Source organism: Thioalkalivibrio sp. ALE12, assembly GCF_000381105.1.
Taxonomy (GTDB): Bacteria; Pseudomonadota; Gammaproteobacteria; order Ectothiorhodospirales; family Ectothiorhodospiraceae; genus Thioalkalivibrio.
Genome location: NZ_KB905906.1, coordinates 25,503 through 47,146, shown reverse-complemented (window position 1 = coordinate 47,146; position 21,644 = coordinate 25,503). Strand labels below are relative to the sequence as shown.

Here is a 21,644-nt window from a genome sequence, read left to right as displayed (position 1 = left end):
CCGTCATTGCGAGGCGCGAAGCGCCGCGGCAATCGCCCAGCCTCTGGCACCGCGCCCATGCCGTGCCCGTCAACGCGAGGCACCATGCGCCGTGGCGATCGCCTCGCGGTGCCTCACGATAAAATCCCGGTCGCCGCGCAAGATCCGCAGTAACCCAATCTCCCACCACCCACGCCGCACATCGAACCGTCCCCATTCCGGGAAACCCTTCACAGGAAGATTCCCGCAACCTGAACTAGACTCTTCCGTCCGGGGCCAGGGTCAGGACGGCCGGGGAGCCAGCCATGCAATCGCATCGCTCGCGCACGCGGGCGCGGCTCTCCTTCACGGCATGCCGGAGGAGGATACCCATGCAACATCGCATCACCTTGCGGGAGGCCACCTGGCCTGCCGACGCCGACGCACTGTCCCTGATCCGCTGCGAGGTCTTCGTCGAGGAGCAGGGCGTACCCGAGGCCCTGGAATTCGATGGCCTGGACCCCGCCGCCCTGCACTGGCTGGCCATCGGGGCGAACAACGAACCGGTCGGCACCCTGCGCCTGCTGCCCTCCGGCCAGATCGGCCGCATGGCCGTGCGCGAACCCTGGCGCGGGCACGGCATTGGCTCGCGCCTGCTGGACTGCGCCATCCAGGCCGCCGCCCGCCACGGCTGGCGCGAGGTCTGGCTGAACGCCCAGAACAGCCGTATCGGCTTCTACGCCCGCCACGACTTCTTCGTCATCAGCGACACCTTCGAGGACGCCGGCATCCCCCACCGCCGCATGCTCCACCGCATCCACACCCCGATCCCGCGCCCGGCGGCACCCTATTCCCATGCCACCCACACCCACGCGACCCAGTCAGTGTAGCCCCGCTCGCGCCCCGTAGGAGCCGGCTTGCCGGCGAAGCCCCTGCCCGCGTCTGACTTTGGCAGGGGCTTCGCCGGCCAGCCGGCTCCCACAGGGGATATGCACGGATCTCACAGATCTTGCCTATCCGCTTCTGCCACCGTACTCATATCTCTGATTCGCGCCCGAAACGCTCCCCTAACCCCCCCGGGGAACACGACCCGGAGCAATGATGCGAACCCACCCCCACTCCCCTATGCTGAGGGAAGGACCCTCAACCCGAGCGAGACTCCGATGACCGCCCCCGAACGCGACCCGACCCTGATCGACGCCGAGGCCCTGCTGGCCGAGCTCCTGGCCGCCACCCGCCGACGCCTCTGGCTGCATGCCCGCGTCGCCCTGCTGGCCGAGATCGCCGGGCCCGACCTGGGCGCGGAACTGGCCGGGATCGCACGCCGCCACCGGCATACCGACATCCGCCTGCTGGTCGACGACGACCTGGCGCTCAAGGAACAGCTTCCGAGCCTGGTGGAAAGCATCAAACGCCTGCCCAGCGCCGTCTCGGTGCGCCGCCTGGAGGCCGCCGAGGAAAGCCCGCTGACCGTCACCGCGATTGCCGACCACAGCGGCTGGATGCAGCTCACCCAGGCCGGCGGGCGCCGCATACTGCGCGGCGACGTCGACGATCGGCCGGGCACCCAGCGCGCCGTCCAGGACTTCGAGGCCAACTGGAGTCTCAGCGATGAAGCCGTCGAACTCCGCCGCCTCCTCGTCTGAGCCGCCCGACATGACCGAGCGGCGTTACCTCCTGCGAGCCGCCCTCGCGCTGGCGGCTGGCACCCTGCTCCCCGGCCTCGCCGGTGCACGCGACACCCACGCCGAGGTCGCCGTGCTGCCGCTGCAACACCGACCGGCGAACAGCCTGCTGCCCGAGCTGCAGGCCCTGTTCGGCGACACCGCCACCCTGCGCGGCGACGGCTTCCGGCTGCTGGTACGCGCCGACGCCCGCACCCTGCAACAGATCCGCGAAGTCGTCGCCGAACTCGACACGCCGGCCCAGGACCTCGTCCTCTCCGTACGCCGCCACCGCGACGCCCCGCGCACCGAACGCGGCACCGGCCTCGAGTTCGAGAGCGGCCCGGAGGGCACCGAGGGCCGCATCTCCAGCCAGCGGCTGCGCACCACCCGCCGCGACGACCAGACCCAGCACCTGCGCCTGCGGGAAGGCACCGAGGCCATCATCCTGGTCGGCGAGACCCGCGCCGCCGGCTTCCGCATCCTCCACGGCCGCGCCGGCGTCGGCATCGAACCCCTGCTGCAGGACACCGCCCGTGGCTTCCGCGTCCGCCCCCAGGTCCAGCCCGACGGCCGCATCCGCATCGCCATCTCCCAGCTCCACGAAGGCCCCCTCCCCCGCGGCGCCGTGGACCGCGACGCCATCGACACGCAACTCACGCTGGAGCCGGGCACCTGGCACACCCTCGGCGGCGTCCACACCGAAACCGACGTCACGGAACGCGGCCTCGCCTCCCGCCGCACCACCCGCGACCGCGACACCCTCACCCTCGAAATTCGCGTCGATCCCGCCCGCTAGCCCGCTCCCATGATGCGATTCGCTTCGCTCATCGGCATCCTACGGAATAGCACTGCCCGTAGGGTGCGTTGACCCCGCGAAACGCACCCACAACGGCGGGAGTCACCCCTTCGACCAAACCCGCCAGATGGCACGCCGACACACCCGATCATCGTCCCGGAAACCGCAACACGGTTATCCGGGATGTCCCCCGCCCGCCCGAACATACCCCTCTGGCACGCCCCCACACCGGGGTGATACAGTCGTTTAAACAATGTCTATACATCTTGCGGGTGGAGCAATGGCCGAGACACGACTGAACATCAAGCGCTGGGGCAACAATCTGGGCGTGCGGCTTCCTGCGGCCATCGCGCGCGCAGCGCACCTGGAGGCGGACCAATCCGTGATCGTCTCCGTGGAAGGCAACCAGATCGTAATCCGTCCGGAAACCTCTCCATCCATGAGCCTGGAGGAACGCCTGAAAGGATTCGACCCGGACAAGCATAGCGGCGAGGCCATGTGCACGGACGTGATTGGAAATGAACGATGGTAAAGCGTGCAGCACCCAAGGACTGGGTACCCCGGCGCCGTGACGTCATCTGGATAGACTGCAACCCTCAGGCCGGGCGGGAAATGCGAGATATTCACCCCTTCCTCGTCCTGTCGCCGACCCAATTCAACGCCCGCACCTCGCTGGTTCTGGGGCTCCCCATGACCACTGCCGATTCCAATGCGACCAACCCCTTCGCCGTGGTGGCGGGCACGACGCCGGATGCAAGAACCAGCTACATCCTCTGCCACCAGGTAAAGTCCTTCGACTGGCGCCAACGCAACGCGACACCCCATCCAGCCGGACAAGTGCCGCAGGGGACCTACCGGGAAGCCTGCGCGGTCCTCAACCAGATCCTCGAACTCTGCCCCGATCCCGCCTAGCGGGGAACCGACGGGGTCAACCTGGAACCGACGGGTCAAACCGAACCGACGGGGTCAAACCTTGCCTTTTGCCCCCGCGGGAACCGACGCGCGGAACCGACGCGAACCGACGGGGTCAGACCTGGAACCCGCGAACCGACGGGGTCAGACCTTGCCTTTTGCCCCCGCGGACAGGATTCGACTCACTCGCGAAAAATGCAGACCGAAATGGTCACCGATAGCTTTCAGCGTGTAGCCACCGGACGCATACGCGCGCCGAATGGCTTCATTCCTCGGGAAGCTTGCCTCCAGGGATTCGAGCTTCGGCGGCACAGGCCGCTGCTGGGCCTTGGGGTATTCCGGGTCCAAGTCCAGCCGGCCGGACTGACCTGCCAGCCGCGCCTCGACAAAGGCCTCGGAGCCAAGAAATAGCTGCGCATGCAGATCATTCCAGGGGGAGGTACGTCCGATTCCCTCATGGACAAACCGCCGATAGGCCTGCTGTCGGGAGGCGGCCGGGCCGAATTCGTCCAGCACGCGATCCGTCGATAGCCACGAGACGGCGTCCGAAAGGCCCGCGGTGGCCCGGTAGCTGCTCCACTCCCAGTCCGCAGGATCGTCGATCAGATGCGCACGCACCGGATTGAGGACGATGTAGCGCGCCAATTCCAGAAGATACGTCTCGCGTTCGACCAGGATCGCCTTGTACCGGCCTTGAAGCACATGACCCACACGCCGGTGACGGCGGTTGAACCGCTGCGTGTAAACGCCATTCAGCCACTGCATCCCCCGGCCCAGGTTCGCATCCGGCGTCTCTACCAGAAGGTGATAGTGGTTGCCCATCAGGCAGTACGCAAAGACCACCCAGTTGAATCGCTCGACTGCTCGCGCCAGCGTTTCTTCGAAGCGCCGATGGTCAACGTCATCCAGATAGATCCAGTCCCGCCGATTGCCGCGCGCCGTCACGTGATACAACGCCCACGGATACTCCAATCGCACCGATCGAGCCATCCCTGCTCTCTCCAGCTTGTCCCTGACAATCGCTAGTACACCCTAAATCAGACCGTACCAACAACCCGATTCCGACCGGCCTACCGCCCGCCCCGGAGTTCGAATCGGGCGCGCGGAAACCCCGAGGGGCAAAAGGCAAGGTTTGACCCCATTGGTTCGCAACGCGACACCCCATCCAGCCGGACAAGTGCCGCAGGGGACCTACCGGGAAGCCTGCGCGGTCCTCAACCAGATCCTCGAACTCTGCCCCGATCCCGCCTAGCGGACGTTTGTCGTACGGGCGGGACTCACGCCGACGGGGTCAGACCTTGCCTTTTGCGCAGTTGAATCGCTCGACCGCCTGCGCCAGCGTTTCTTCGAACCGCCGACGGTCAACGTCATCCAGATAGATCCAGTCCCGCCGATTGCCGCGCGCCGTCACGTGATACAGCGCCCACGGATACTCCAACCGCAACGATCGAGCCATCCCTGCTCTCCCCGTCTTGTCCCTGACAACCGCGAGTACACCCTAAATCAGACCGTGCCAACAACCTGATTCCTGCCGGCCTACCGCCCGCCCCGAAATTCCAAGGGGGCGAACGAAAACCCCGAGGGGCAAAAGGCAAGGTTTGACCCCGGTTTTCCCCCATCCCTGTGCTTCGCCTTTACCCGGCGCTGAACGCTAGACGCCCAACGCAAAAAGGCCCCAACGGGGCCCGGTGTCGCATAAAAAACGGGGCCCCTGGGGGCCCCGCAAAACAAGCTACAAACTTGTTGTTATACCGCTTGGTAGCAGTGGTTGTCCTTAGAAGGACACCCGCATGCCGGCACCCACGCCGGTGAAGGAATCACCGCCAGCGCTGATGTTGTTCGTGCCGGGACGGGCAAACGGGACATTGCCGTCGTAGTCGGCGTAGTTCACGCCGGCGAAGGCCATCACACGGTTGCTGAAGTTGTGCTTCACAGCCAGCGCCACGTAGTCAACGTTGCCGTCGTCACCGGCACCGGCCGAGGTCTCGGAGTTACGGGTGTGGCCCAGGGTCAGCACGAAGTCGTTGCGGCCCATGGTGTAGACACCGGAGACGAAGCCACCGATGGCATCGCGTTCGGTGTTACCTGCCATGTTTTCGAACTTGTAGTCTTCGATCTCACCGACCACACGGAACGCACCAGACTTCCAGTCCGCACCGATCTTGCTGGCACGGAAGTCCGCGCCGTCAATGCGATAATCATCGGCATTGGTGTGGGCCACGTACAGGTCCACAGCACCGAGGTCGAAATTCAGACGACCGGAGATCGCCTGCTCGCCACTGCCGTCGCCGTTGTTCTGAGCAATCGCGACCTGCAGACCGACCATGCCGAAGCTGTTGCCGTACTTGATCACACGGTCTTCATACGAACCGTTGCCGAGGCCACCGATATTCGTCCGGCCGTTACCAGCGCCCGGGTCCATCGCACCGCCGGAGCCAGTCAGGGAATCTGCGGTACCCAGACGGACACCGTTACCACGAGCCTGCATGAAAGTGCCGTTCAGCGGGTCCTTGCCAGCGGTGGAGTAGGGCAGGTTCTGGCGACCGATGGTCACACGACCGAAGTTGCCGTCAAGGCCAACATACACGTCGCGCGCAGAGGAGTTCAGACCGCTGGTCGTCTGAGCATCCTGCTCGATCTTGGCGAGCGCGGTCAGGCCGTTACCCAGATCGTGGTTGACCATCACGCCCAGACGGTTCGGGCCGTTGCCATCGGCAATCCAGCCAGCGCCACCGGCGTCGTGCATGCGGAAGCCGTTATCGAAGTTATCGTTGCCACCGGAGTGGTGAACGATCTGCGTCTGCAGCTGCCCGAACAGGGTGACGTTGGAGTCCGCGGCGGCGAAGGCCGGGACTGCGAAGGCGCCGGCAACGGCGACTGCGAGAATCTGTTTTTTCATGTTGCGTATCTCCCAGGAGAGGTATGTGTTCGTTTCTACGCCTGCATCCACGGTCGATGCCGCGAATGACAGGTGTTTTATATACACCACGGTGTCTCGTTTCAACCCCTGGGCGGGAAAAAATTGCCTCAGTGCGGGGGTATCCGTGACGGGGAGCGCTTTTTGGCAGATCAACGACTTGCGTGCGGAGGCTTCGAGGGCGCTTGAATTGGTTTGCAACATGCTGAATTTCTGGGTTAATGAGCTACAGCTTATGGTTTCCCCGCGGGACGTGGCGAGAATTCGATCAGGTTTTGCTTATTTTTCTCGGGTTTGCGGGCGGCGCGGCATTTCTCGGATCTGAAGGGGCCGGATCGACGGGTCGGATGCGTTGGGTTTTTGCAACAAGGAGAGATTTGGGCAGGGTCGCGCCCGGAGTGTTGCGGAAAGCAGACAGCGGTGCGGCGGTATGAGCGTGGGCCGTGACGACTAGAGGTTTTCGGACTTTGGCGGGGGCTCCGCGGGCGAGCCCGCTCCCACAGGGTGGAAGGAAAGAAAGGGAGAGGCTGGTAGCCGGGCGCAGGCCGGAGGTTCGAGGGGAGGGCTTCTCGTTCGGTCGTGCCGGAAACCACGCTGGGGTTATCCGGAACCTCGTACCTGGGTGGTAGTAGGTACGCGGGGTATCGCTCCAAGGCTGGTGATCCCGGCTCTTCGCTTCGCTGCGGCCGGGATGCCGACGGGGGCGGATACGGGCGGCGCATGCTGCTGGGGCGGGTCGAGGGTGACAGCGCTGGCTACGGCGATCCGATTGAAACTCGACGCGGGATGGCGTGAACCGTCACGTGGTGCTCGCGAACACAGCGACCCCGGCTCGGCGAGCCGCGGTGATCAGGGCCTGGTCCAGTGTTGCAAGGGTGGCGCCGTACTGAAGCGCCAGTGCGAGATAGGAGGCATCGTACGCGGAAAGGCCATAGCGCCTGGCCAGTTGAAGCGTTACGCCGAAGACCGTATCGATGCCGCCGGGATCAACGGCCACCATGAGATCCTGCAGGAGCGCGAGGAAACGCGTGGTTTCAGCCTCGGTCACCAGGCCCTGGCTTTCCGCACGGGCGACTACGTTGGCGACCTCCAACGGCCAGACGGATGGCGCGATCAGACGGATATCGCCCGACTCGATGGAACGCAGGACCGTTGCCGCGACTTCCTGGTCGGCGGCACTACCATCGGACAGCAACCAGCGCATCCCGATGGAATTGTCGAGCACGAGATCCATCAGTCACGCCCCGACTCGACCAAGGCCTTGATATCCACTGCCCCGCGCGCTGGAGCCTCGGCCATCAGATGCCGGAGATTCCGCGCGGCCTGCACACGTCTGGGCGCATCGTCTTCCTCCAGTGGCACAAGCGCAGCCACAGGACGGCCCCGCTGCGTGATGGTAAAACGCCCGCCCGCCTGCACCTTTCGGAGGAAACCGGAAAGGTGTGTCTTGGCATCGTGAGCCCCGATGATTTCGTGATGAGACATGGCTGCACCTTTATGGACCAGTGGGTGGACCGGTTGATATCAATATAGCACGCACAAAAACGCGTGGCGGCGCGCGGTTAAGAGGCTGATAGCGCCGATGAAGAGTCCCGACTTTGGCAGGAGCTTTGCGGGCGAGCCCGCTCCTACGCGGCTTCAGTCAACAGCAACCGTGGGAGGCTGCTTGCAGGCGAAGCGCCTGCCCGTGCCGACCTTTGGCTGGAGCTTCGCCGCCAAGGCGGCTCCTACGGGGCGAAGGCGGACGGAGAAGATTCGGCGGTTGGATAGCCGCGCGTTTGGGGCTAGTCGAGGCCGAAGGCGCGCAGGGCGAGGCGGCGTTTTAGCGGGGTCGCCTGGTCGACCAGGCGGATGCCGAGGCCGCGTAGCTCTGGGAGGCCGGCGGCGTGGGTGGCGAAGATCAGGCGGAAGCCGTCCATGGCGCGCTGCATGAAGGCGTTCCCGGCGCGGCGGTCACGGGTGTAGGCGCGCAGGACGGTCTCCGCACCCGGGTCGCGGCGGGCGGGGCCATGCAGGCGCTCGACCAGGGCGCGGGCGTCGGCCAGGCCGAGGTTCAGGCCCTGGCCGGCCAGCGGGTGGATGGTGTGGGCGGCATCGCCTGCCAGCGCGACGCGGCCGGCGTGGTAGTCGCGGGCATGGCGCGCCACCAGCGGGAAGCTGGCGCGCCGGGAGGTGTCGGTGACGACACCCAGGCGGTGGTCGATCGCCTCTGCCAGCGCCGCGCAGAATCCAGCGTCGTCCAGCGCCAGCGTTGCGTCCGCCTGGTGCTCGGGCTGGGACCAGACGATGGAGCTGCGCCCATCCGCCAGTGGCAGGAACGCGATGATCTGGTCGTCGACGAAGCGCTGCCAGGCGGTGTCCTCGTGCGGGCGCTCGGTGGTCACGGTCGCGACCACGCCGCGGGCGTGATAGTCCTGCTCGCGCACCGGGATGCCCATGCGGTGGCGTAGTGGGGACTGCGCACCGTCGGCCGCGACCACCAAACGGGCGGAGGCGAGCCGCGCGTGCTTCGGTCCGTAGAGGTCGACCCGATCCGGGCGCGCATCCATGCTCTTCCATTCGGTCTCCGGCCACAGGTCGACACCGGCGGCCTCAAGCTCGGCCCACAGCACGGCCTCCAGTGCCGCGTGCTCGACGGTCCAGCCCAGCGCCGGCACGCCCAGCTCGTCGGCATCGAAGCGGATATGCCCCGGGCCGTGCGCGTCCCATACGCTCATGCCGGAGAAGGCATGGGCGCGGCGCGCCTCCAGCGCGTCCTGCACGCCCAGTGTGTCGAGGAAGTCCATCGAGGCGATGTTCAGCGTGGCCACCCGCGTGACGGGCGTGGCGTCAGTAAAGGTGGGCGCGGCATTGCGCTCCAGCAGGCCCACGCGCAGGCCCTGGCGCGCCGCGCCCAGCGCGATAGCGCCGCCGACGGCACCGGCACCGACCACGAGCAGGTCCAGCAACTCGCCTGTGGGGCGTGCGCTCATGCCGCGCCCTCCGTATCCGGCTGGGCGAGATGCCGGGCGGTGTGGCGCGGCAATGGGCCGAGGCCCATGGCGGCCCGTGCGATTCGATCCCGCGCCGGGCGCAGGCGGTCGACGGCCATCATGCCGCTGCCCAGCGCATGCCCGCGCAGGCCGGCCGCGTGCAGCATGCCGCGGGCCAGGAAATCGGTCGTGGCGACCACACCGGTTACGTCGCGACGGCGGGCGCGCGCATAGGCTTCGAGCGTGGCCGCCGCACCGGGGTCGGTCACGAAACGCGGGGTGCCGTCCGGCTCGCGGCCGTCGCGGAGTGCACCCAGCAGTGTGGCGACATCGCGCAGAGACAGGTTCAGCCCCTGCCCCGCCACCGGGTGCACTGCGTGCGCGGCATTGCCCAACAACAGCGCGCGTTCCGCGACCGGCTCGGGGGCGTGCACCCGCTCCAGCGGAAAACGCACCACGCGGCCGGCCGGGCGCAGGCGGCCCAGCGTCCAGCCGAAGCGGCCTTGCAGCTCGCGCAGGCGCTCGGCCTCGTCCAGCTCCAGCCGCCGCTCGCAGGCCTCCGGCGGGGCCACCCAGACGACGTTCATGCGCCCGTCCGCCTGCGGCAGCAAGGCCAGCGGCCCCTCGTCGGTAAAGCGCTCGAAGGCCTGGCCGTTGTGCGGCCGCGCCGGCTGCACGTCAAAGACCAGGGCATCCGCCGCGTAACGCAGGCGGTTCACCGGCAGACCCAGGGCCTTGCGCGTGGGGGACTGGATGCCGTCGGCGGCCAGGATCAGGCGGGCGGCCCAGGTGTCCTCGCCTTCGACGCCGTCGATGCGCAGCACGCGGCGCCCATCGGACACGTCACCCACGCCCGCCAGCGTGGACTGGTAGCGCACATCCACACCGGCGTCGCGACAGGCCGCGTCCAGCATCGGCTCCAGTTCGACGGCCGGCACCACCTGCCCGAGGGCCTGGCGGCCATGGTCGGCGGCATTCAGATGCACCCGCCCCAGCCCGCCGCGACGGCTGACGACGATGGAGCGGATCGCGGTGGCCCGTGCCGCCAGCGGCGCCCAGTAGCCGAGATCGTCGAGGAACTGTACGGAGCCGGCCGCCAGGGCATAGCCACGGGTGTCGTTGGCGTGTGCATCCGGCGCGGGTGGTGCCCCGCGCTCGAACAGCGTGACCGCATAGCCCGCGCGCGCCAGGGTGCAGGCGGCGAGGCCGCCGACCGGCCCGCCGCCGACGATGGCGATGTCGCAGGTGTTTGTCGTCAAGATCCACCCCGCAAGGGCAGGCCCGACGCCCCATTCGCCTGCAAGCAGGCTCCTACGGGGGCTTGGGTATCCCTGTAGGAGCCTGCTTGCAGGCGAATCGCACCGGTACGGACTCCCGGCCGTTCACTGAAACGGAAGAGACGATGGGCGGGCATGGTCAGTCCCAGCCCGGGAGGTCGCCGGCCATGCAGGCCTCGATGTCGGCGGCGGTCTTGGGGCAGTCGGCAGTGAGGACCTCGCAGCCGTCGCGGGTGACGGCGACGTCGTCCTCGATGCGCACGCCGATGCCGCGCAGTTCCTTCGGCGCGTCGCTATAGGGCCCGAAATAAAGCCCGGGCTCCACGGTCATCACCATGCCGGGTTCGAGCTGGCGCCAGGCGTCGCCCACGCGGTAGTCGCCGACGTCGTGCACGTCCAGCCCCAGCCAGTGGCCGGTGCGGTGCATGTAGAACGGGCGGTAGGCCTGGTCGCGGATCAGCTTGTCCAGGCGACCCTTGAGTACCCCCAGTTCCTTGAGCCCGCGGGTCAGTTCGCGCACGGCGGTGGCGTGCGGGGTGTCCCAGTCGTTGCCCGGGCGCACCTGTTCGATCGCGGCGAGCTGGGCGGCCAGCACGCACTCGTAGACCTCGCGCTGGCGTTCGTCGAAGCGACCGGAGACCGGAAAGGTGCGGGTGATGTCGGACGCATAGCCCTGCACCTCGCAGCCGGCGTCGATCAGCAGGAGGTCACCGGCGTTCAGCTCCGCGCGGTTCTCGATGTAGTGCAGGATACAGCCGTTCTCGCCGCCACCGACGATGGAGGGATACGCGGTCTCGGTTCCGTAGCGGTGGAACTCGTGCAGCAGCTCGGCCTCCACCGCGAACTCGGTCACCCCCGGCCGGCAGGCCTGCATCGCGCGCACATGCGCCTGCGAGGAGATCGCGGCCGCGTGGCGCATCAATTTGAGCTCGGGGGCCTTCTTGAACAGCCGCTGCTCGTGCAGGTGGTGCTCCACCGCGACGAACTCGTGCGGTGCACGCACGCCGTTGCGGGCCTTGGCCCGTACACGGTTCACCCAACCGAACAGGCGCTGGTCCAGCGGCTCGTCGCGCCCGAACGGGGCGGCCAGCACGGCGCGGTTCTCCATCAGCCCCGGCAGGATCTCGTCGATGTCCTCGATCGGGAAGGCGCACTCGGCCCCATGGGTCTCCATCGCACCGTCCGGCCCGGCGCGGCGGCCCTGCCAGGTCTCCTGGGTCGGGTCGCGGTCGCGGCAGAACAGGATGTATTCGCCAGCCGGCCGCCCCGGCACCAGCACCGCCACCGCATCCGGCTCCGGGAAGCCGGTCAGGTAAAGGAAGTCGCTGTCCTGACGGAAGGGATACTCGACATCCCGGTTGCGGGTGCGCTCGTGAGCGGCAGGAACGACGATGATCGCCTCGGGTCCGAGCGCCCGCATCAGACGCTGGCGGCGCCGGGCGAACTCGCCCTGGGGGATCTCGGGCATCCGGCCGGGCCGGGGGCTGCGTCGCGTCGAGGTCATTGCATCGGGATCCGTTTCGGGTCGTCCGGGGCCAGCTCGTCGGCGATCAGCAAAACGCCCACGCGCACATATTCATTGAGCTCCTCGAAGGCGGCGGCGTTTTCCTCGTCGTCGTCCGGCTCCAGTTCGATGCGCGCGATCTCCGCGAAATCACGCAGGATCTCGCTGGCCTCGGCCGAGGGCTTGAGTTTGCCCAGACGCGGCGTCTGCCCCAGCCCGGCGATGAAGCCGTCCACCCATTCCGACAGGGCCTGCGCCTGCGCCTCGATGGCTTCGTCCTCCGGCAGCAGTGGGCCGAAGCCCAGTTCTACGTCATACAGCTGGGCCAGCAGCGCGCGCCGGATCGCTTCCACGGTCTTGCCGAAGCGGTCCCCCGCGCCTTCGGTCAGCGGCAGGGCCTCGCCCAGGCTGCGCACCAGGGCGTCGACGTCGGCGCCCGGGTCCGCCACCAGGCAGCCGGTGAACAGCCCGTGGGCGGAGGCCGGCGTCTGCGCGAAGCCCATGCTGCGCAGTCCGTGCTCCAGCTGTTCGCGCAGGGCGACGGGATCGCGCTCCAGCCCGTCCTGCGCCTTCGCGTTGCCGGTGCCTGGGTCGCCGACCATCAGAAGCTCTCCAGCCGCGCTTCGTAAGGGAACAGCAGGAAGCGATAGAGATCGTCACCCACCTGCAGGTGCGTAAACTGCGGCTCGCCCAGCTTGATCGCGCTGGAACCGGTGGAGGACAGCATATTGAGACCGAAGCGTTTCTCTTCGATCAAGGCGTTCAACAGCTGTTCCAGCTCCGCGTGCGGCACGGTCCCCGTGTTGTCGACGATCCGGCACGGCTTTCCGTTATGGGCCGTACCCTCGATCACGGTGGCCTCGGGGCCGGGTTCGGGGGGCTGGGTCATGGGCAGCAACACTTTCTGGGAACGGGATTCGCCGTATTGTGGCCAGCGCGGGCACCAGGCCGCAACAAACCCCGGAACGGCAAGTATGCGACCCGCAAAAAGTGAAGGTGTTCCAGCAAGAAGATGACCCAAGTTGACGCTTCGCGCGAAGCCCTCCTAGACTCCATGGATCACACGCCCTGCGGCGAAGGCCGCCTGCCAACCGGGACCGAGGCCATGCAGCCGAACGACGATTCCGCGATCGACCCGACCGAACGCCTGGAGGCCGCAATCACGCGCCTGCTGGAGGAGCACGCGGCCCTGCGCGAGGAAAACCACCTCCTGCAGGAGCAGGTCCGCCAGCTCAAGGGCGAGCGCGCGGCCTTCAAGGAGCGCAATGAGCAGGCGCGCCACCGGGTCGAGAACATGATCGCGCGCCTGCGCTCGATGGAGCACAGCGAATGAGCCAGTCCGAACCCGTCCGCGTCTCCATCATGGGCAAGGAGTACCAGATCGCCTGCCCGCCCGACGAGCGTGCCGACCTGTTTGCCTCCGCATCTCTGATTGACGAACGCATGCGCGAGCTGCGTGATGGCGGCCGCGTGGTGGGGGCCGAGCGCATCGCGGTGATGGTGGCGCTGAACCTGGCGCACGAGCTGCTGGAATGCCAGCAGCAGAAGGCCGGCGGCGACTCCGCCGGCAGTTCGGCGCGGCTGGTCGCCCTCGCCGACCGCATCGAACAAACCCTGGGCTCGTCGCGCTAGCGCCATCGGCGGCGCCCCGCCGCCCTCCCCTTTTCCCGGCCATGCCCGGCCCGGGGACGGCCCGCCACCCGCTAACCCATATTCATCATCCGGTGTTTACGGAGGCTTCGGTCGGCCGCCTGCCTCGTGGTGGCTGGTCCTGGTTCGTCCTCCGGTGTTTACGGTGCCTTCGGTCCGCAACCTGCCGATTTTTAGCTAGGCCTGGTTCGTCCTCTGGTGTTTACGTGCCTTCGGTCCACGTACTGCCGTGCGCTGACTCGCCAGCGCGCCCCGAGTGACTTCTTTGCTCGTGCAAAGAAGTCACCAAGAAACACGCCCGACTGCCGCGACCCCGGCCCGCTGTGCGGGGCCGGGGTTTTCCTCTCTCCTTGGCTTTTCGCGGGCGGCGCTGAACTCGCTGCGCCTTCGGCTCCGCTCAGACATCCAGCGCCTCTGATCCCGCGAAAACCCTCTCCGCTCGGCGCGACGACAACGGGGAGGCAGGTCAAAACAACGGCCGTCCCGACGATATTGCGAGTGGACAAAGGCTAGGTCTTCGGACATCTGGGCACGCTCGGCCTTCGGCCGTTGCGTGCCGCGCCCGCGTAGCGGGCGCCGGGGGCTTTCAGGTGGCGGTGCCTATGGTTAGGCGTAAGCGTAGGGATACGGTCGGTTTTGACCTTCGCCTCCCGTATGGAGCCCCTTGCGGAAGGGTTCTCGGGCCGGCCCGTTTTCTATAAATTCGGGGCGCTGGATGTCTGAGCGGAGCCGAAGGCGCAGCGAGTTCAGCGCCGCCGGCCCAGCACGTCCGGAGCAAGGTTCCCGGGCGAAATCCGGGTGCCCTTCTTTGGGCACTTTCTTGGGCAAGCAAGAAAGTGCCTCGGGGCGCGCTGGCGAGTCAGCGCACGGCAGTACGTGGACCGAAGGCAGCGTAAACACCGAAGGATGAACCGGGACCAGCCTTCAATACAGCGCAAGCGGCGGACCGAAGGCACCCTAAACACCGGATGTCGAACCAGGACCAGCCACCACGAGGAAGGCGGCTAGACGAAGGCACCGAGACACGGACAGCAAAGGATACTGAGGCCGATGAAGCGCCTGTCGGCGCCGCTGGTTAGAGGTCCCGCAACCCCAGTACATCCTGCATATCGAACAGCCCATTGCCAGCACCAGCCAGCCAGACGGCGGCCCGCACTGCACCGGAAGCAAACACGGTCCGGCTGGAGGCCTTGTGGGTGATCTCCACGCGTTCGCCATCGCCCGCGAACAGCGTCGTGTGTTCCCCCACGATGTCGCCGCCACGTACCGTGGCGAAGCCAATGGTGCGACGGTCGCGGGCGCCGGTCTGGCCCTCGCGGCCATACACGGCATCGTGCTCCAGGTCCCGTCCCAGCGTCTCCGCGACCACACGCCCCAGCTTCAGCGCGGTACCGGAGGGCGCATCCACCTTGTGCCGGTGATGCGCCTCCAGGATCTCGACGTCCACGCTGTCGCCCAGCGCCCGGGCCGCGAGCTCCACCAGCTTGAAGGTCAGGTTCACCCCGACACTCATGTTCGGCGCGTACACGACCGGCATCAGGGCCGCCGCATCGCGCAGACGCTGCTCCTGCTCCGCGTCGAGACCGGTGGTCCCGATCACCAGGGCCTTGCCGGCGCGCGCGCACAGATCCAGGTGCTGCATGGTGGCCTGCGGCGCGGTGAAGTCGATCAGCACGTCGAAGTCGTCGGTCACGGTTGCCAGATCCTCGACCAGGCGCACCTGGCCCTCCTGACCGACGACCTCTCCAATCGCCTCGCTACCCGGCCGCTCGCTGGCCGCGCCCAGCTGCGCCTCGGGGTGCTCGTCCACCGCCTGCACCAGGTTCTGGCCCATGCGCCCGCCGGCGCCCGCAATCGCAATTCGAATCATCGTTTGTTCCATCCGGTTCTGTCGTTCCATCGGGGTATGCGCACCCTACGAAGCTTTGCCGCAACGTGCCAGTTACAGGGTTCGCACCGGGGTGCGGAAACGCCATTCGCCGTACACCGAGGCGATCACCCCGGCCGCCGCCAGGAACGCCGCGAACACGTACACCGAGGCGGGGCTGATGCCGTCCCACAGATAACCGGCCACCAGCGAGCCCATCGCCCCGCCCAGCCCGAAGGCCAGCGAGGAGTACAGCGCCTGCCCGCGCCCCTGCAGCCGGCCCGGGAAGAAATAGTGGATCAGCGAGATCGCCGCCGCGTGGTACACCCCGTAGCTGGCCGCATGCAGCACCTGGATGAACATCAGCATCGGCAACGAATCCGGCACCGCCGCCAGCAGCCCCCAGCGCAGCGTGGTCAGCACCAGCGCTGCCGACACCAGCAGCCAGGCCCCGAAACGCAGGATCAGCCGCGGCATCAGCAGGAACAGCACCACCTCGGCCGCGACCCCCAGCGCCCACAGCTGCCCGGCCACCGCGCGCGAGAACCCGGCCTGTTCCAGGTACAGGGTGAAGAAGGCGTAGTACGGCCCATGGCTGGCCTGCATGAAGAAGCAGGCCACGAACAGCGCGATCACCTCCGGCCGGCGCAGCACGGTCAGCAGCGGCGGGGCGTTGTTGTCTTCCTCGTGGTTGCGCGCCGGTTCGCGCACGAACTGCGCGGCCGCCACCACCGCGATCAGGATCGCCAGCACGATCCACGGCAGCCAGGCCACGTCGATGTGATCGAAGGCCCAGCCCAGCAGCGCCACCGCGACGATAAAACCCACCGACCCCCATAGCCGCACCAGGGCATAGCGGTGCGCATCCTGCCCCAGCGAGCGCATGGTGGTCGCCTCGAACTGCGGCAGGATCGCATTCCAGAAGAAGCTGTAGGCGGCCATCACCACCGCCAGCCACCAGTAGCCGGTGTACAGCAGCACCCCGGCAAAGGCCACCGCCCCGCCCAGCGCGCCCCAGCGCGCGATCGGCATGTGCGCGCCGGCGCGATCCGCCAGCCATCCCCAGACGTTCGGGGCGATGATCTTGGTCGCCAGCACGATCGCCATCAGTTCGCCGATCTGGGCGCCGCTGAACCCCTCCTCGGAGAGATACGGCCCCCAGAACGGCATGAACGCACCGAGGCTGGCGAAGTAGAAGAAATAGACCCCGGACAGGCGCGCGTTCTGCGTCACGGCCATTGCAGGGGCCCTAGCGGTTCAGGAGACTACGGCCGGACGGCCGCGTCATTCGCCGGAATGATCGCGCAGTGCGAGGCCCGTATCCGCCACGTCGGCGTTCTGCCCGCGATGGCGCAGAGCGTGATCCATCAGCACCAGGGCCATCATCGCCTCGGCGATCGGGGTCGCGCGGATGCCCACGCAGGGGTCGTGCCGCCCCTTGGTCACCACCTCGACCGGCTCGCCCGCGGTGTTGATGCTGCGCCCGGGCAGACGGATGCTGGAGGTCGGCTTCATCGCGATGCTGGCGCGCACCGCCTGGCCGGTGCTGATCCCGCCCAGCACGCCGCCGGCGTGGTTGGAGAGGAAACCCTCGGGGGTGATCTCGTCACGGTGCTCGGTGCCGCGCTGGGTCACGGACTCAAAGCCCGCGCCGATCTCCACGCCCTTCACCGCATTGATACTCATCAGCGCATGCGCCAGCTCGGCATCCAGGCGGTCGAATACCGGCTCGCCCCAGCCGGCCGGCACGCCGGTGGCCTCGACGGTGACCCGCGCGCCGATGGAGTCGCCCGACTTGCGCAGGGCGTCCATGTACTCCTCCAGCTCCGGCACCTTGTCCGGGTCCGGGGAGAAGAACGGGTTGTCGTTGGCGATCTCCGGCTGCTTCGCCTCCAGCGCGATCGGGCCCAGCTGGGACAGCCAGCCGCGGATGGTGATGCCGTAGCGCTGTTCGAGGTAGCGCCGGGCGATGCCGCCGGCCGCAACCCGCAGCGCCGTCTCGCGCGCGGAGCTGCGCCCGCCACCGCGATAGTCGCGCACGCCGTATTTCTGATGGTAGGTGTAGTCCGCATGCCCGGGACGGAAGCGATCCATGATCTCGCTGTAGTCCTTGGAACGCTGATCCACGTTCTCGATCAGCAGCCCGATCGGCGTGCCGGTGGTGCGACCCTCGAACACGCCCGAGAGGATTCGCACCTGGTCCGGCTCGCGCCGCTGGGTAGTGTGGCGCGACTGCCCCGGCCGGCGGCGGTCGAGATCGAACTGCAGATCCGCCTCGCACAGCTCCAGACCGGGCGGACAACCGTCCACCACCGCGCCCAGGGCCGGCCCGTGACTCTCACCAAAGGTACTGACGACGAACAGTCGTCCAAAGCTGTTTCCCGACATGCGCGTAGTGTAGCCGCGGGCGGCGCGGCTGTCGCCTGTTCCCCTACCCGGCGGCCGGTCGGCAGCCTGTGGAATGCAGCCCTCGGCAACCCCGTCCCCTATCTGCCATGATCGGTGTGCAGCATCCGAAACCATAATAAGGAGGACACCATGCCGAAATCCCTGACCCGACTCGCCACCGGCGCCGTTGCCGCCCTCTGCCTGGGCCTGGCCAGCAGCGCCCAGGCCGATGACGTCTACACCCAGCGCTTCATGACCCTGGAGCTGGCCAATGACATCGCCATGGGCGCCGTCGAGGCCTGCCGCGACATGGGCTACCAGACCTCGGTCGTCGTGGTCGACCGGGCCGGCAACGACCAGGTGGTCCTGCGCGATCGCATGGCGGGCGTGCAGACCATCCAGATCGCCGGCGACAAGGCTCGCGCCGTGACCATGTCCGGCACCACCTCCGCCAACTTCCGCGACAACCGCGAAGACATCCGCATGGAGATGAACCACGTGGACGGCATCATCATGCTGGCCGGGGGCTTACCCATCGAAGCGGCCGGCAGCATGCTGGGCGCAGTAGGCGTCTCCGGAGCGCCGGGCGGCGACCTCGACGAGGAATGCGCGCAAGCCGGGATCGACCGGGTCCAGGAACGTCTCGACTTCGTGATGTAGTCCACTCGGGCGCCAGGGACGGCGCCCACCCCGATAGCCGGATCGAGACCATGCCCCCAGACAACCATGCCAGAACCCCCATTCGCATCTCGCCGGTGGAGACCTACGAGCGGCTGCAGGCACGCCCACGGGACCTGCTGATCGACATCCGCTCGACCATGGAATACCTGTTCGTCGGCCATCCGACCGGTTCGGTCCACATCCCCTGGATCGACGAACCGGACTGGACGGTGAACCCGCAGTTCGTGCCCCAGGTCCGCAAGCTGCTGCTGGGCGGCGTCAGCGACCACAGCGACGAAGCCCCGGCCCTGTACCTGATCTGCCGCAGCGGCAAGCGCACGCTGGATGCCGGCCAGGCCCTGGTGGATGCCGGCATCGAACATGTCTTTTCGGTAGAGGAAGGCTTCGAGGGCCCGCTGGACGAACATCACCAGCGCTCCACCCGCGGCGGCTGGCGCTACCACGGCCTGCCCTGGGAGCAGTGCTGAAGCACTCATATCCCCGTGGATCCCCCACTGTCACGGGGGTTGCGCGCACCCCGGGGCGATTGGTCCATAATGGAGCCGGACGCGTCGCTGCGGCGTTCGATTGTGGCCCGGTGGTACCCTTGAGCCTTAATTCTTCACCACGGGACCGAGTACTTCCGTTTCGCTGTGCAGGTCCGTCTTCGAGCGGAAAGCCTAAAGATTCGGAGACTTCTCCCACCTGAACCTCAGGTTCAAGGTCAAAGGTCACGCCGGCGCCCGCGGGGCGCGTCCACTTCCTTTTGATCCCGTCTCTCCATACCGATCCCTCTATGCCAGCGGAAACCGACTCCGTTCACGATTCGCTATCGCCCGACGATCTGCGCGCCCTGCGCCTGCGCCTGCGCCGCGCCCGCGCCGCGCTGTCGGACGCCCAGCTTGACCAGCACTCCGCCGCCATCTGCGAACACCTGCTGCGCTGGTTCGAGCGCTGGCAGCCCCGCTGCGTCGGCGCCTATCGCGGTCTGCGCGGCGAGGTCGACCTGACCCCGCTGACTGTCGCCCTGGCCGGACGCGGCTCCCGCATCGCCCTGCCAGTGATGGACGACAAGCGCCCCGGCCGCATGCATTTCCATGCCTGGGCCCCCGGGGATGCGCTGTGTCACAACGGCTTCGGCATTGCCGAGCCCTGCCCGGAGGCCCCGCGTATCTGGCGCCGCGAGATGCAGGTGGTACTGATGCCCCTGGTGGCCTTCGACACGGCCGGCAACCGCATGGGCATGGGCGCGGGCTATTACGACCGCTACTTCGCCCGGCGCCGCTTCGGCATCCGCCGGCCGAAGCTGATCGGCGTAGCCCACTCGCTGCAGGGCGTAGCGGCACTGCCCACCCAGCCCTGGGACGTCCCGCTGGACGCCGTCGTGACCGAACAGGGCTGGCATGCGCTGCCGGACCGCGCGCGGCACAATACGCACACCTGAACCCACCCCTGATTTGGCACGAGGAGCCCGCATGGCCTACTGGCTGATGAAGTCCGAGCCCGACGAGTTCAGCATCGACGACCTGGAACGCGTCGGCGTGGAGCCCTGGGACGGCATCCGCAACTACCAGGTGCGCAACATGATGCGCGACGAGATGAAGAAGGGGGATCTCGCCTTCTTCTACCACTCCAACGCCAAGCCACCGGGCATCGTCGGTATCCTGCGCATCGAGAAAGAGGCCTACCCGGACTCCTGCGCCTTCGACCCCGAAGACCCGCACTACGACCCCAAAAGCGACCCGGACAACCCGCGCTGGCTGCGGGTGGACGTCGCCTTCGAGGAAAAATTCGGCGACATCATCACCCTCGACTGGCTGAAGCAGCAGCCGCAGCTCGAGGACTGCCCGCTGGTACGCCGCGGCAACCGCCTGTCGGTCATGCCCATCACCCAGGACCAGTGGGACTTCATCCTGAGCCACGCCCAGCGCGGGAAATAGCCCCGTGGCCACGCTCTACCACTTCCCGCACGACGCGAAGGCCGACCGCCTGCGCCTGGCCTGTGGCTACAAGGGTGTGGAGCTCGAAACCCGCGCGCTGGACTGGTTCGACGACGAGACCTTCTTCGAACTGGGCGTGGCGCGCCAGTCGCCGATCCTGCAGATGGCAGACGGCTCCCTGGTCACCGACACGCTCGCCGCGTTGCGCGACATCGACCGCCTGTTCCCGACCGGCGAACCACTGTCCGACGGCGTGATCGCCGAGGACGCCTGGCAGGCCCTGGTGGACTGGCGCGCCAAGGTGGAGATCGTACTGGACCGCCTCTACGCCCCGCTGGCACCGGGCTTTCACGGCATCGGCGAGAGCGCCGAGGCCCTGGCCGACTTCAAGGCCCAGGTGCAGCACCGCTTCGGCATGTCGCTGGAGGAACTGGCCAACGACCGCTACGACGGCTACAACCAGCTCGCAAAACTAAGCCACCTGCCGGAGCTGGCCAAGCACCTGGCCGCCAGTCGCTTCTATCTGGGCCACCCGTCCATCGCCGACTGCGTGATCGCCGCCGACCTCTACCCCCTGCAGATGCACGACGGCATCAACCTGCCCGTCGACCTGCTCTACTACCTGCGCCGCGTCGAGGAGACCTTCAACACCCCCCTCGACACCCACTGGCTCGCCCGCTAAAGCCCCTGTGGGAGCGGCCTTGGCCGCGAACCGGCGTCAGCCCCGGATCGGGCCCTGCATTCGCGCGCACGCGCGCTCCCACAAAAACTGCGGGAAGGGCGTGAGCGAAATCCTTTTCCTTCCTGATTGGCGCCGCGCGTCAGCCGTACCGGCGACAGCCCGGCGCAGGAAGCCCAAGCTCGGGGGACTACTCCCAGGCCCTGTTCCTCGATGGAGCAACCCCGGCCACCGCACTACCCCCCTCGTCATCCCGGCCGCAGCGCAGCGAAGAGCCGGGATCTCCCACGTCGGGACACCCCCAACCGCGGAGATCCTGGATAACCGCTGCGCGGTTTCCGGGATGACAAAGCCGGGGGATCGTGGACCCGAAGGTGCTTGTCGCTGCGCGCAACCGCACCCTGTGCTGGCGGTTGCTGCCAGCCCGGGCGCGAACCGACGCTTCGACTGGCTGAAC

Annotated in this window: 25 protein-coding genes, 1 other RNA gene and 2 pseudogenes; 15 read left to right on the top strand and 13 right to left on the bottom strand. The window is 67.5% G+C overall.

From position 1 onward, the window contains the following. Positions 1 to 350: 350 nt before the first annotated feature. From F614_RS0103535 to F614_RS0103515, 5 genes are all read left to right on the top strand, one after another. Positions 351 to 848, top strand: coding sequence for a GNAT family N-acetyltransferase (locus F614_RS0103535; RefSeq protein ID WP_019558272.1), 498 nt, complete (start codon positions 351 to 353; stop codon positions 846 to 848). Between the two features lie 273 nt (positions 849 to 1,121). Further along, positions 1,122 to 1,604, top strand: a complete 483-nt coding sequence (locus F614_RS0103530) for a hypothetical protein (RefSeq protein WP_018876137.1) — start codon at positions 1,122 to 1,124, stop codon at positions 1,602 to 1,604. After that, entirely contained in the window at positions 1,570 to 2,421 is an 852-nt protein-coding gene (locus tag F614_RS0103525; RefSeq protein WP_018877876.1) for a secretin N-terminal domain-containing protein, read from the top strand. Before F614_RS0103530 ends, F614_RS0103525 begins: the two co-directional genes overlap by 35 nt. 280 nt (positions 2,422 to 2,701) lie before the next feature. Then, complete coding sequence (locus tag F614_RS0103520) at positions 2,702 to 2,953, top strand: AbrB/MazE/SpoVT family DNA-binding domain-containing protein (RefSeq protein ID WP_019558271.1); 252 nt, start codon at positions 2,702 to 2,704, stop codon at positions 2,951 to 2,953. After that, positions 2,947 to 3,333, top strand: coding sequence for a type II toxin-antitoxin system PemK/MazF family toxin (locus F614_RS0103515; RefSeq protein ID WP_255349506.1), 387 nt, complete (start codon positions 2,947 to 2,949; stop codon positions 3,331 to 3,333). Before F614_RS0103520 ends, F614_RS0103515 begins: the two co-directional genes overlap by 7 nt. A gap of 144 nt (positions 3,334 to 3,477) precedes the next feature. On the opposite strand, the gene F614_RS0103510 is transcribed toward F614_RS0103515, so the two are convergent. Beyond that, entirely contained in the window at positions 3,478 to 4,323 is an 846-nt protein-coding gene (locus tag F614_RS0103510; protein ID WP_026279216.1) for a transposase, read from the bottom strand. Positions 4,324 to 4,480: 157 nt separating this feature from the next. Between F614_RS0103510 and F614_RS14960 the strand changes: the two are divergent. Then, positions 4,481 to 4,585 (top strand): annotated as a pseudogene (locus tag F614_RS14960) (type II toxin-antitoxin system PemK/MazF family toxin); the annotation flags it as partial. A 39-nt stretch (positions 4,586 to 4,624) separates the two neighbouring features. On the opposite strand, the gene F614_RS14770 reads toward F614_RS14960, so the two are convergent. From F614_RS14770 to F614_RS0103465, 9 genes are all read right to left on the bottom strand, one after another. Continuing rightward, positions 4,625 to 4,789, bottom strand: a complete 165-nt coding sequence (locus F614_RS14770) for a hypothetical protein (protein WP_155985241.1) — start codon at positions 4,787 to 4,789, stop codon at positions 4,625 to 4,627. 318 nt (positions 4,790 to 5,107) lie between these two features. Next, on the bottom strand, positions 5,108 to 6,232 hold the full coding sequence (locus F614_RS0103500; RefSeq protein ID WP_018866434.1) for a porin: 1,125 nt from the start codon (positions 6,230 to 6,232) through the stop codon (positions 5,108 to 5,110). 817 nt (positions 6,233 to 7,049) lie between these two features. Next, complete coding sequence (locus tag F614_RS0103495) at positions 7,050 to 7,484, bottom strand: type II toxin-antitoxin system VapC family toxin (RefSeq protein ID WP_019558270.1); 435 nt, start codon at positions 7,482 to 7,484, stop codon at positions 7,050 to 7,052. Next, entirely contained in the window at positions 7,484 to 7,735 is a 252-nt protein-coding gene (locus F614_RS14295; RefSeq protein WP_081619679.1) for a type II toxin-antitoxin system Phd/YefM family antitoxin, read from the bottom strand. The genes F614_RS0103495 and F614_RS14295 overlap by 1 nt, the downstream gene beginning before the upstream one ends. 299 nt (positions 7,736 to 8,034) lie before the next feature. After that, complete coding sequence (locus F614_RS0103485; RefSeq protein WP_019558268.1) at positions 8,035 to 9,222, bottom strand: FAD-dependent monooxygenase; 1,188 nt, start codon at positions 9,220 to 9,222, stop codon at positions 8,035 to 8,037. Beyond that, positions 9,219 to 10,481, bottom strand: coding sequence for an FAD-dependent monooxygenase (locus tag F614_RS0103480; protein ID WP_019558267.1), 1,263 nt, complete (start codon positions 10,479 to 10,481; stop codon positions 9,219 to 9,221). Before F614_RS0103480 ends, F614_RS0103485 begins: the two co-directional genes overlap by 4 nt. A gap of 157 nt (positions 10,482 to 10,638) precedes the next feature. Beyond that, the gene (gene pepP, locus F614_RS0103475) at positions 10,639 to 11,967 is read right to left on the bottom strand and encodes a Xaa-Pro aminopeptidase (RefSeq protein ID WP_019558266.1); all 1,329 of its coding nucleotides are present in this window, start codon (positions 11,965 to 11,967) and stop codon (positions 10,639 to 10,641) included. A gap of 32 nt (positions 11,968 to 11,999) precedes the next feature. Continuing rightward, complete coding sequence (locus F614_RS0103470) at positions 12,000 to 12,605, bottom strand: UPF0149 family protein (RefSeq protein ID WP_018880412.1); 606 nt, start codon at positions 12,603 to 12,605, stop codon at positions 12,000 to 12,002. After that, positions 12,605 to 12,892: a hypothetical protein gene (locus F614_RS0103465; RefSeq protein ID WP_017941481.1), complete on the bottom strand. Its 288-nt coding sequence runs from the start codon at positions 12,890 to 12,892 to the stop codon at positions 12,605 to 12,607. The genes F614_RS0103470 and F614_RS0103465 overlap by 1 nt, the downstream gene beginning before the upstream one ends. Before the next feature lie 216 nt (positions 12,893 to 13,108). On the opposite strand from F614_RS0103465, the gene F614_RS0103460 reads away from it, so the two are divergent. The 3 genes and pseudogenes from F614_RS0103460 to F614_RS14955 form a co-directional block, all read left to right on the top strand. Next, positions 13,109 to 13,336, top strand: coding sequence for a cell division protein ZapB (locus F614_RS0103460; protein ID WP_024326430.1), 228 nt, complete (start codon positions 13,109 to 13,111; stop codon positions 13,334 to 13,336). Beyond that, a complete protein-coding gene (locus F614_RS0103455) occupies positions 13,333 to 13,635 on the top strand; it encodes a cell division protein ZapA (RefSeq protein WP_018866426.1) in 303 nt (100 codons plus the stop codon). Before F614_RS0103460 ends, F614_RS0103455 begins: the two co-directional genes overlap by 4 nt. A gap of 546 nt (positions 13,636 to 14,181) precedes the next feature. After that, positions 14,182 to 14,376 (top strand): annotated as a pseudogene (locus F614_RS14955) (hypothetical protein); the annotation flags it as partial. Positions 14,377 to 14,728: 352 nt separating this feature from the next. Here F614_RS14955 and dapB read toward each other — a convergent pair. From dapB to aroC, 3 genes are all read right to left on the bottom strand, one after another. Further along, positions 14,729 to 15,523, bottom strand: coding sequence for a 4-hydroxy-tetrahydrodipicolinate reductase (dapB, locus tag F614_RS0103450; protein ID WP_026329799.1), 795 nt, complete (start codon positions 15,521 to 15,523; stop codon positions 14,729 to 14,731). A gap of 72 nt (positions 15,524 to 15,595) precedes the next feature. Then, positions 15,596 to 16,759 carry an MFS transporter gene (locus tag F614_RS0103445; RefSeq protein WP_018866424.1) on the bottom strand — a complete coding sequence of 388 codons (1,164 nt, stop codon included), beginning with the start codon at positions 16,757 to 16,759 and terminating at the stop codon, positions 15,596 to 15,598. A gap of 45 nt (positions 16,760 to 16,804) precedes the next feature. Beyond that, entirely contained in the window at positions 16,805 to 17,908 is a 1,104-nt protein-coding gene (gene aroC / locus F614_RS0103440; protein WP_018866423.1) for a chorismate synthase, read from the bottom strand. Positions 17,909 to 18,058: 150 nt separating this feature from the next. Between aroC and F614_RS0103435 the strand changes: the two genes are divergently transcribed. The 6 genes from F614_RS0103435 (at position 18,059) to F614_RS0103415 (ending at position 21,190) form a co-directional block, all read left to right on the top strand. After that, positions 18,059 to 18,568 (top strand): heme-binding protein, encoded by a 510-nt coding sequence (locus F614_RS0103435; protein WP_018866422.1) that lies wholly within the window; start codon positions 18,059 to 18,061, stop codon positions 18,566 to 18,568. Positions 18,569 to 18,618: 50 nt separating this feature from the next. Continuing rightward, positions 18,619 to 19,056 (top strand): rhodanese-like domain-containing protein, encoded by a 438-nt coding sequence (locus F614_RS0103430; RefSeq protein WP_019558264.1) that lies wholly within the window; start codon positions 18,619 to 18,621, stop codon positions 19,054 to 19,056. An 81-nt stretch (positions 19,057 to 19,137) separates the two neighbouring features. Beyond that, a non-coding RNA gene (gene ssrS / locus F614_RS14285) (6S RNA) lies at positions 19,138 to 19,323 on the top strand. A gap of 41 nt (positions 19,324 to 19,364) precedes the next feature. Then, the gene (locus tag F614_RS0103425; RefSeq protein WP_019558263.1) at positions 19,365 to 20,012 is read left to right on the top strand and encodes a 5-formyltetrahydrofolate cyclo-ligase; all 648 of its coding nucleotides are present in this window, start codon (positions 19,365 to 19,367) and stop codon (positions 20,010 to 20,012) included. A 31-nt stretch (positions 20,013 to 20,043) separates the two neighbouring features. Beyond that, on the top strand, positions 20,044 to 20,508 hold the full coding sequence (locus tag F614_RS0103420) for an EVE domain-containing protein (protein ID WP_017941841.1): 465 nt from the start codon (positions 20,044 to 20,046) through the stop codon (positions 20,506 to 20,508). Positions 20,509 to 20,512: 4 nt separating this feature from the next. Further along, positions 20,513 to 21,190, top strand: a complete 678-nt coding sequence (locus tag F614_RS0103415) for a glutathione S-transferase family protein (RefSeq protein ID WP_018879842.1) — start codon at positions 20,513 to 20,515, stop codon at positions 21,188 to 21,190. The last annotated feature ends 454 nt before the right edge of the window (positions 21,191 to 21,644 follow it).